Annotated in this window: 9 protein-coding genes; 5 read left to right on the forward strand and 4 right to left on the reverse strand. The window is 73.9% G+C overall.

Annotation, left to right across the window (positions count from 1 at the left end; all coding sequences use genetic code 11):
• Positions 1 to 159: 159 nt before the first annotated feature.
• The 3 genes from GTW67_RS22975 to GTW67_RS22985 are packed head-to-tail and all read left to right on the forward strand — an operon-like array spanning position 160 to position 1,967.
• Entirely contained in the window at positions 160 to 741 is a 582-nt protein-coding gene (locus tag GTW67_RS22975) for a sugar O-acetyltransferase (protein WP_161166702.1), read from the forward strand.
• Positions 742 to 753: 12 nt separating this feature from the next.
• The gene (locus tag GTW67_RS22980; RefSeq protein WP_161166703.1) at positions 754 to 1,311 is read left to right on the forward strand and encodes a TetR/AcrR family transcriptional regulator; all 558 of its coding nucleotides are present in this window, start codon (positions 754 to 756) and stop codon (positions 1,309 to 1,311) included.
• Between the two features lie 50 nt (positions 1,312 to 1,361).
• Entirely contained in the window at positions 1,362 to 1,967 is a 606-nt protein-coding gene (locus tag GTW67_RS22985; RefSeq protein ID WP_161166704.1) for a DUF998 domain-containing protein, read from the forward strand.
• Here the strand turns inward: GTW67_RS22985 and GTW67_RS22990 are convergent.
• Complete coding sequence (locus GTW67_RS22990) at positions 1,961 to 2,632, reverse strand: CBS domain-containing protein (protein WP_161166705.1); 672 nt, start codon at positions 2,630 to 2,632, stop codon at positions 1,961 to 1,963. The genes GTW67_RS22985 and GTW67_RS22990 overlap by 7 nt on opposite strands.
• A 174-nt stretch (positions 2,633 to 2,806) precedes the next feature.
• On the opposite strand from GTW67_RS22990, the gene GTW67_RS22995 reads away from it, so the two are divergent.
• A complete protein-coding gene (locus tag GTW67_RS22995) occupies positions 2,807 to 3,469 on the forward strand; it encodes a VOC family protein (protein ID WP_161166706.1) in 663 nt (220 codons plus the stop codon).
• Between the two features lie 96 nt (positions 3,470 to 3,565).
• On the opposite strand, the gene GTW67_RS23000 is transcribed toward GTW67_RS22995, so the two are convergent.
• The 3 genes from GTW67_RS23000 to GTW67_RS23010 form a co-directional block, all read right to left on the reverse strand.
• On the reverse strand, positions 3,566 to 5,644 hold the full coding sequence (locus tag GTW67_RS23000) for a SpoIIE family protein phosphatase (protein WP_161166707.1): 2,079 nt from the start codon (positions 5,642 to 5,644) through the stop codon (positions 3,566 to 3,568).
• 137 nt (positions 5,645 to 5,781) lie between these two features.
• A complete protein-coding gene (locus GTW67_RS23005; RefSeq protein WP_161166708.1) occupies positions 5,782 to 6,924 on the reverse strand; it encodes a YncE family protein in 1,143 nt (380 codons plus the stop codon).
• Positions 6,921 to 7,517, reverse strand: a complete 597-nt coding sequence (locus tag GTW67_RS23010) for an ankyrin repeat domain-containing protein (protein ID WP_161166709.1) — start codon at positions 7,515 to 7,517, stop codon at positions 6,921 to 6,923. Before GTW67_RS23010 ends, GTW67_RS23005 begins: the two co-directional genes overlap by 4 nt.
• A 332-nt stretch (positions 7,518 to 7,849) precedes the next feature.
• Between GTW67_RS23010 and GTW67_RS23015 the strand changes: the two genes are divergently transcribed.
• Positions 7,850 to 9,058, forward strand: coding sequence for a Cmx/CmrA family chloramphenicol efflux MFS transporter (locus GTW67_RS23015; protein WP_161166710.1), 1,209 nt, complete (start codon positions 7,850 to 7,852; stop codon positions 9,056 to 9,058).
• The last annotated feature ends 285 nt before the right edge of the window (positions 9,059 to 9,343 follow it).

Consider the following 9,343-nt stretch of genomic DNA (forward strand, 5'->3'; position numbering starts at 1 on the left):
TACAGGGTCGCTCATGAGGAAGGTCCGTCTCTCGGCCGAGGCGTGAACTGTTCCGTCACAACCTACGTCCCAACGCTCCCTCCTCGTGCGGCCGTTCGCGCAACGCACGCCGGGGCCGGCTCGTGCCGGTCCGCGGAGCGGGAGTGTACGATCGTACGCATGTCGACGGACCACTTCGCACAGGACCCCCGCAGCAACCTCGAACGCATGCTGGCGGGCGACCTCTACATCGCCGACGACCCCGAGATCGCCCGCCGTCAGCAGGCGGCCGTACGGCTGGCCGCCCGCTACCTGGCCGCCTACGCCGAGGACGCCGACGCCGCCCGGCCGCTCCTCGCCGAACTGCTCGGTTCCCTGGGCGAGGAGGCGCACGTCAGGCCGCCGCTGTACGTCGACTACGGAAGCAACATCACCATCGGCGCCCGCACCTTCGTCAACTACAACCTGACCGCGCTCGACGTCGCGGCGATCACCATCGGCGAGGACTGCCAGATCGGCCCCGGCGTGCAACTGCTCACGCCCACCCACCCGCTGGAGCCGCAGCCGCGCCGCGACAAGCTGGAGGCCGCCCGCCCGATCACCATCGGCGACAACGTCTGGATCGGCGGCGGCGCCGTCGTGCTGCCCGGCGTCACCATCGGCGACAACTCCGTCATCGGCGCCGGCGCGGTCGTCACCAAGGACATCCCCGCCGATGTCGTCGCCGTGGGCAATCCCGCGCGCCCGGTCCGCGACCTCTGAGACCACTCCGCCATGGCCACCGGACACGTGGACCCCCGGCGCCGCGAACGCATCCTCGACGCGGCCCTGGACCTCATCGCCGAAGAAGGACTCGCCCAGGTCTCCCACCGGAGGATCGCCGCCCGCGCCGGGGTCCCCCTCGGGTCGATGACCTACCACTTCAGCGGCATGGACCAGGTGCTCCGCGAGGCGTTCGGCCGCTTCACCGACCACATCGTCGCCGTGTTCGACGCCCACCTCGCCGCCCCCGCCGACCGCGACCAGGCCCGGCACGCGGTGACCGACCTCGTGCACGCCCTCTCCGAGGGCAGCCCCCGCGACCTCGCGCTCACCCAGGAGCTCTACACCCTCGCGGCACGCCGGCCCGCCTACCGGGAACTCACCCACGAGTGGATGCGACGCAGCCGCACCCACCTGGAGAAGCACTTCGACCCGGACACGGCCCGCCAGCTCGACGCCCTCATCGAGGGCCTGACCCTCCATCGCGCCCTGGCCCGCGAACCGCACGACCGCGCCCTGACCCTCGAAGCCGTCACCCGCGTCACCACCACCGGCGGGCCCACCGCATAGGGGAGGCGCGGTGCCCCGACGGCACCCGGGGGGCGTTTTAGGGTGGTTCGATGCGAACCGTTCCCAGGTGGGTCTTGGTCACGTCCGGGTGCGCGCCCCTCCTGCTGATCGGAGGGTGGGCGATCGCGGCGTTGCTGACGGGGCCCGCCTACGACCCCTCCACCCAGACCATCAGCGTCCTGGGGTCCTACGGCGCCTCGGGGTTCTGGGTGATGAACGGGGCGTTTCTCGCACTCGGGCTCTGCCATCTGCTGACCGCGTGGGGGCTGCGGGCCGCCTCCGCCGCCGGGCGGCTGGCGCTCGGCGGGGGAGGACTGGCCGCGTTCGCGGTGGTGCTGCTGCCGGCGCCGACCAGCGGGGGATCCCTGCGCCACGGCGCGGTGGCCGTGGTCGGGTTCACGCTGCTGGCGCTGTGGCCCGTGCTGGCCGTCGACGGCGACGGGGAAGCGCCCTGGGCGCTGCGGCCCGGGCCGTCGGTCGCGGCGACCGTCCTGATGGCCGTCGGCGGCGCGTGGTTCCTGTGGGAGATGACGCGGCACGGTGCGGCCGGTCTCGCGGAGCGCGTGGTGACGTTCGCCCAGTCCCTGTGGCCCTTCGTGGTGGTCACGTCCTGCCTGTCGCGCTCCGGGAGACGCGGCGGGAACCGGCTTCAGTGACCCGCGGACGCCGGGCCGCCGCCGTCGGCCTCGCCCGTCGGGCGGAACTCCACGGCCACGACGCCGTCGACGCGCCGGCAGAGCTCCTCCAGCACCGGGACGGGCACATGCTCGGGGAGCCGTCCGCTGAGGACGACGTGTCCGTGCGTCACGTCCACGTGCACGGACGAGGGCGGCAGGCGCAGGGTCTGCACCAGGGCCTCCTCGATGATCTCCGTCCGGATCGCCCGGTCCTTGCGCAGGAAGACCCGCAGCAGGTCGCTCCGGCTGACCACCCCGATCAGCCGCCCGCCCTCGTCGACCACCAGCAGCCGCTTGATGCCGTGCCGCGCCATCACGCGGGCGGCCTCGACGACGCTCCAGTCCTCGCGCGCGCAGACGGCCGGTGACGTCATCAGCCCCGCCGCGTCGGTGGCGGAGGCCTTGCCCCCGACGGGCGCGGCCGGCGCCCCGCCTCCGGCGGAGCCGTCGGGCTCCACGCCCCACATCTTCTGGAGGAGGTCCGCCTCCGACACCACTCCCACGGGCCGGTCCGCCGCGTCCACCACGGGCACCGCGGTGATGTCGTAGTCCTGCAGCAGATGGGCGATCTCCTTGAACGGCGTTCCGCGCTGCACACGGACCACGGCGTCGCTCATCACGTCGCCCACCGTCTGGTGCTTCATTGCAGGACTTCCTCTCCGCTGCCGGACCGTGCCTGGTCGGCATCCGACCTTCTCACCACCTGAAACGTCCCGCGAGCCGCGAGCGTGCCCCTGTCCGCCGACAGCGGACCCGGCCGGCCGGACCGGTCAGTTTTCGAGAAGCGCCGACGGCCCCGCCGCCCCTACCGTCGAGACATGAACGCCATCGACTCCGTCACCCTGGAAGTGGCCGACCCCTCGGCCGCCGCCCGCTTCTACGACACCGCCTTCGGGCTGGACCCGGCACAGGTGCGGCTGCGCGGCTCCGAGGCCCCCACGACCGGCTTCCGCGGGTTCACCCTGTCGCTGGTGGTGTCCCAGCCGGGCAACGTGGACGCGCTCCTCGCCGCCGCCCGCGACGCCGGCGCCACCGTCCTCAAGCCCGCCGCGAAGTCGCTGTGGGGCTACGGCGGCGTCGTGCAGGCCCCGGACGGCACCATCTGGCAGCTCGCCACGTCGGCGAAGAAGGACACCGGGCCGGCCACCCGGGACGTCGACGAGATCGTGCTCCTGCTGGGCGTCGAGGACGTGAAGGCCTGCAAGCGGTTCTACGCCGAGCAGGGTTTCGCCGTCGGCAAGAGCTTCGGCGGCAAGTACGTCGAGTTCGCCTCCGGCACCGGCACCGTCAAGCTGTCCCTGTACAAGCGCCCCGCGCTGGCCAAGGTCGCGGGCGTCCCCGCCGACGGCACGGGATCGCACCGGCTGGTGCTCTCCTGCGCCACCGGCCCCTTCACCGACCCGGACGGCTTCGTCTGGGAAGCCACCGCCCCGCTCACCGCCGCCGGCCCGGGGACCTCGGAGGGCCCCGGCGTGAGCTGAGAGGCAACCCCGGGTCCGCCGCACCGCCCGGCGGGAGCCCCCCCGGCCGGGCCGCGCGCAACGCGAGGAGCCTCGCCGCCGGGAACCGGGCCCCGGTCAGGGCGGTGGCAGGGTCACCTCGCACCACACCGTCTTGCCGTTGCCCCGCGACTCGACCCCCCAGGCGGCGGCCAGTTCCTCGATCAGCATCAGGCCGCGGCCGGACGTCGCACGTTCGGTCGCGGCCCGTCGCCGCGGCGACACCGGCGACGTGTCGGTGACGGCCAGCCGCACGGTGGGACCCCGGTCGGGCACCGGTGACACCGTGAGGGTCGCGTCGCCCCGGGCGTGCAGCAGGGCGTTGGTGGCCAGCTCGCAGGCGAGCAGCTCCGCCGTCTCCGAGAGCGGTCCCAGCGACCAGTCGGCCAGCGCCGTCCGCAGCGCCAGCCGGGCCGTGTGCAGCGTGTCGGGGTCGACGGACCTGATGGCGACCTCCAGCCGCTCGGTGACCTCGGACGCGTGGCGGTTGCGCCGGATGACCAGCAGTGCCACGTCGTCGTCCTCCCCGGTGTACGCGCTCATGGAGGCGAGCACGTGGTCGGCGAGGCCGTCCGGGTCCACCGGCCCGGTGGCGAGGGCGCCGAGCAGCCGGGCGCGGCCCTCGTCGATGTCCGCGGCACGCGACTCGACGAGCCCGTCCGTGCACAGCAGCAGCGTGGAACCGGCGCCCAGCACCATCTCGGAGGCCGGGTGGCCGGGCTGCGACCCCGGCGACGACAGACCGAGCGGCAGACCGCCGGGCGTCTCCAGCCACGTACAGGTGCCGTCCGACCGCCGCAGCACCGGCCCCAGATGACCGGCACGGACGATCACCGTGCGTCCGGTGCGCGGGTCGATCTGCACGAGCAGACAGGTGGCGAAACGGTCGGTGTCCAGCTCGGTCAGGAACGCGGACGCACGCGCGACCACCGTCGTCGGCGGGTGGCCCTCGGCCGCGTAGGCCCGCAGGGCGATCCGGAGCTGGCCCATCACGGCGGCGGCCGTCACGTCGTGCCCCTGCACGTCACCGACGACGGCGACGACCCGGCCGTCCGGAAGCGTGAGCGCGTCGTACCAGTCGCCGCCGATCCCGCCGCGGGCGCTCGCCGGACGGTAGCGGGTGGCCGAGACCAGCCCGGGCGTCGGCGGCATGTGCCCGGGAAGCATCGCGGTCTGGAGTCCGGCGGCCAGCTCGTGCTCCCGGTCGTACAGCAGGGCCCGCTGCAACGACTGGGCGACCACCTTGCCCAGGGCGTTGAGGACGGTCCGCTCGTCGTGCGTGAACGACCCCTTGCCGTCGAAGGTGAGGCCGAGGGCGCCGATCGGCGTGTCGTGCGCGATCAGCGGCTGGTACACGGCGGCCGTCGCCCGGGAGAACATCTTCAGGTACGGCTCCAGCGCCGGGTAGCGCCGGGTCAGCTCGGCCCGGTCGGTGATGAAGACCGGCTCGCGGGTGCGCACCGCCTCGGTGAGCGGCAGCGGCTGGTCCAGCCGGGACAGGTGGAAGTCGCGCACGAGCTGCCGGTTCAGGCCGTTCGAGCCGATCAGCTCCATCCGGCCGTTGTCGACCAGCCCGAGCACGATGCTCGACGCGCCCAGCCGCTCCAGCAGGCGGGCCGAGGTGAGGGCGTCCGCGAGGTCGTCCACCGTGACGGTGGGCATCAGGGCGTCACTGATGTGGGCGACGATGTCGGCCTGCCGGCGCCGGTCCTGCCGGGCCTGCCGCAGCTGCTCGGTCTGGTCGATGGCCCGCAGCTCCTGGCTGGCGTCCCGCACGATGCCGATGACCTGGAGAGGCCGCTGCTGGGCGTCGCACACGACCTGGCCCTGGGTGTGCGTCCAGCGCAGCCAGCCGCCGGGGTGCCGGACGCGGAAGTACAGACTGAACCCGGACCGGTCCGCCAGCGCCCGGTCCACGCTCGCCTGCACCGCGGGCAGCTCCACGGGGAGCATCCGTTCACCGAGCGTGCTCAGCCGGCCGTCGAACTCGCCCGGACGGAAGCCCATCACGGCGAGGGCGGCGTCGTCGTAGTGCATCACCCCGCTGGGCACGTCCCAGGTGAAGCTGCCCATGCCGTTGACGGCGAGAGCCACATGTGCGGCGGCCCGTCCGTCTCGCTCGGAGGAATCGCCGAGCCGGCCCCCGGAATGCTCCATCACTTGCCTCCCGGCAGGTCGCGTCGCATCGCTCGCCCCGTCCCGAGGCGGCCGGACGCCACCGAGCCGGCATGTCCTCCTCCCATCATGCGCGCGTGCCGTCCCGGGCGCGCGCCCGCGCCGGCGGGGTGCGGGGCTCAGAGAACCGCGACCCCCAGCGGCCGTTCGCCCGCCTGGAGACGCCGGGTCGTGCCGGCGTCCAGGTCCACGACGGTGATGCCGTTCCAGTAGCCGTCGCGGGTGAAGCCGCCCGTGACGTAGGCGCTGCGGCCGTCGCGCGACACGGCGACCCCTTCGTGGGGGCCGTCGAGCGGAATCACCTTCTCCCGCCCGTCCGCGGTGCGCACCGTCAGCGAGGGCCCCTCGTCGCGCGCGGGGTCGATCGGCCCGGTGCCGACGACGAACAGGGTGCCGTCGGCGGTGACGGTCACGCCGTGCTGGTGGGTGTTCGCGGTCATCCTCTCGACGCGCGACGCGCCCGTGGACGGGTCCACGACGACCAGCCGCTCGCCCTCGAACGGCAGCAGCAGCTTCCCGTCCGACCCGCGTACGGCGGCGTAGTGCGGCTTCAGCCAGGAACCCAGCCCGCCCTCGGTGCCGTAGGGGGCGACCTCGATGCGCCGGGTCCGCAGGGAGCCGGCCGTCACGACGGTGACGTCGAAGGAGTCGTGGTTCGTCACGTACACCTCGCGGCCGTCGCGCGATACGTCGACGTCGAAGGGGCGCCGGCCCACCTCGGCGGTGCCGGTGACCTCCAGGGTGCGGGAGTCGATCACCTCCAGGGCGCCGTCGCCGTCGGGCCGGTTGACGCCGGCGTACACGTGGCGGCCGTCGGGGGAGAGGGCGATCCCCATGCCGCCGCCCCGGAACTCGCCGAACCCCGGCTCCCCGATGCCGTCCGACGCGTACGGGATCCGGGCGAGCCGCTGGCGGGTGGCGGTGTCGACGACGGCGACGCCCTCGGCGGTCGCGACCCAGGCCCGTCCGTCCGCGCCGACGACGAGTCCGTACGGTGCGGTGCCGACCTCCGTGGAGTCGAACGCGCCCCGCCCCGGGTCGACGAAGGTGACGGTGTCGGAGCCGAAGTCGGCGACGATCAGCGAACCGGCCGGTGTCCGGGCCGACGGCGAGGCCGGCGCCGGGCCCCGGCCGGTGCTCGGCGGTGCCGCGTCCGTCCGTGAGGCGGCGGGCGTGCCGGCCGGGTCGTGCCGGGGAGCGGCGCACCCGATGCCGAGCGCTACCGCCGCGGCGAGCGCGGTCAGTACGGCGGCCCGCCTCACCGTACGGCCCTCAGCAGTGCGGCGATCTCCGTGAAACCGCGCCGTTCGGCGTGCTGGAGCGGGGTCACCCCGTCGCCGTCCGGCAGACCCGGGGTGGCGCCCGCGGTGATCAGCAGCTCCACGATCTCCTGGTGCTCGGTGCCGCCGTCACCGAGGATCACGGCCTCCAGCAGCGCGGTCCAGCCGAGCCGGTTGACATGGTCGACGTCGATGTCCGTCTCGCGCAGCACGGCACGGACGTAGTCCACGTGCCCCCGCTCGCTCGCCGGGATGAGGGAGACGCCGCCGAAGCGGTTCACCACGGTCAGGTCGGGGCCGGCCGGCAGCAGGGCCCGCATCATGGCGACGCTTCCGGTGACGCCGGTGACCAGCCAGGGACTGTCGAGACGGTCGTCCTGGGCGTCGGGATCGGCACCGGCGGCGACCAGCACCTCGGCGGCGGCCACGTGGTCGCCGAGGGCGGCCAGCAGCAGCGGGGTGCGGCGGTGCCCGTCGCGTACCCCGACCGCCGCGCCGGCGTCCAGGGCGGCCCTGACGGCCCCGGCGTCACCGCGCTCCGCGGCGTCCAGGAGGGCGCGGTCGGGATCGTTCATCGTGACACTCCTCGTGTTCCGTGGGACGGGAGGGAGGCGCCGGCCCCTCGTCCGGGGATCACCACCGTTCCGCTCGACGTCCATCCTGGCCGCCTCACCCGGCGGCCGGTGTCGTCGCTCCGGCTGGAGGCGGCGCACGCGTCGGAGGACACCGGGGTCGTCCGATCGGACGACCCCGCGACCCCAGGGCCCCGCGAGCCCGCAGGCCGACGGGCCGACCGGCCGGCGGCCGCCCGCATCGTGAGACCGGGCGCCGCGGGGGAATGACAGGAGGAAAACCGTGGTTGGCACGTGTCATGCCCGACTCTCCCCAGCGGCCCGCAGCGCCCCGCATGCCACTCGCCGTCTACATCCTCGGCCTGTCCGTATTCGCCCTCGGCACCAGCGAGTTCATGCTGTCCGGGCTGCTGCCGCCCATCGCCGACGACATGGACGTGTCCATCCCCCAGGCCGGACTGCTGATATCGGCGTTCGCGATCGGCATGGTGATCGGCGCCCCCCTGCTCGCCGTCGCGACGCTGCGGCTGCCGCGGAAGACCACCCTGATCGCCCTGATCTCGGTCTTCGGCCTCGGCCAGGTCGCGGGCGCCCTGGCACCGACGTACGAGGTCCTCTTCGTCTCACGCGTCGTCAGCGCCCTCGCGTGCGCCGGGTTCTGGGCGGTGGGCGCGGCCGTCGCCATCGCGATGGTGCCGCAGACCTCGCGGGCCCGCGCGATGGCGGTGATGATCGGCGGACTGTCCATCGCGAACGTCCTCGGCGTCCCGCTGGGCGCGTTCCTCGGCGAGCACCTGGGATGGCGCTCCGCGTTCTGGGCCGTGGGCGCGGCGTCCGCGATCGCCCTCGTCGGAGTGGCGACGAAGATCCCCCGCATGCCGCTGCCCGAGCGGCTCCCGAGGCTCAAGGGCGAACTGGCGATCTACCGCGACCGCCAGGTGTGGCTCTCCATCGTGGTGACCGCCCTCGCGGCGGGCGGCGTGTTCTGCGCCTTCTCCTACCTCGCGCCACTGCTCACCGACGTGGCCGGCCTGGCGGACGGCTGGGTGCCGACCGTACTGGCCCTGTTCGGCATCGGCGCGCTGGTCGGCACGACGATCGGCGGACGCGTCGCCGACGCCCACCTGTTCGGCGTGCTGCTCTCCGGCATCACCGCCTCGACCGTGCTGCTGGCCGCCCTCGCTTTGTTCGCCTCCAGCCCCGCCGTCGCGATCGCCCTCTCGTTCCTGCTGGGCGTCTCCGCCTTCTACACCGCCCCGGCGCTCAACGCCCGCATGTTCAACGTGGCCGGTGCCGCGCCCACGCTCGCCGGCGCCACGACGACCGCCGCGTTCAACCTCGGCAACACCGGCGGGCCCTGGCTCGGCGGCACGGTGATCGACGCGGGCCTCGGCTTCGCCTCCACGGCCTGGGCCGGCGCGGCGATGACGGCGGTCGCGATCGGCCTCGTCGCCGTCTCGCTGCGTCTGCACAGCCGTTCCCGCGTCGTGACGGGAGCCCTCGCCACGGAACCCGCCGGCACGGAGCACGCCCAGCGGGTGTGACCGCGGGACCTCCGCACCGACACGTCCGCCGCGCGCCGTACTCCACGGCGCGCGGCGGACCTGCGTCCGGGGAGCGCCCCCGCGGGGGCGCCGGGCGCCCTCTCCCCTGACGGTCGGTCCGATCCCTTGACGGTCGGTCCGAGGAGTCACATACTGACGGCCAAATCGATTTGGCCAAATCGATTTGGCTCTCCGTCCAGGGCCGGATCGCGGCTGAAATCCGAGCGTGCCCGTATGCCCGAACGGAGCCCGAACGTGTCCAGTCCCCGCCAGACCCGTCCCCCT

The organism is Streptomyces sp. SID5910, from assembly GCF_009862125.1.
Taxonomy (GTDB): domain Bacteria; phylum Actinomycetota; class Actinomycetes; order Streptomycetales; family Streptomycetaceae; genus Streptomyces.

Coding starts and splice junctions, on each gene's coding strand:
- GTW67_RS22975 (WP_161166702.1), top strand. CDS start 160: ATGTCGACGGACCACTTCGCACAGGACCCCCGCAGCAACCTCGAACGC.
- GTW67_RS22980 (WP_161166703.1), top strand. CDS start 754: ATGGCCACCGGACACGTGGACCCCCGGCGCCGCGAACGCATCCTCGAC.
- GTW67_RS22985 (WP_161166704.1), top strand. CDS start 1,362: ATGCGAACCGTTCCCAGGTGGGTCTTGGTCACGTCCGGGTGCGCGCCC.
- GTW67_RS22990 (WP_161166705.1), bottom strand. CDS start 2,632: ATGAAGCACCAGACGGTGGGCGACGTGATGAGCGACGCCGTGGTCCGT.
- GTW67_RS22995 (WP_161166706.1), top strand. CDS start 2,807: ATGAACGCCATCGACTCCGTCACCCTGGAAGTGGCCGACCCCTCGGCC.
- GTW67_RS23000 (WP_161166707.1), bottom strand. CDS start 5,644: ATGGAGCATTCCGGGGGCCGGCTCGGCGATTCCTCCGAGCGAGACGGA.
- GTW67_RS23010 (WP_161166709.1), bottom strand. CDS start 7,517: ATGAACGATCCCGACCGCGCCCTCCTGGACGCCGCGGAGCGCGGTGAC.
- GTW67_RS23015 (WP_161166710.1), top strand. CDS start 7,850: ATGCCACTCGCCGTCTACATCCTCGGCCTGTCCGTATTCGCCCTCGGC.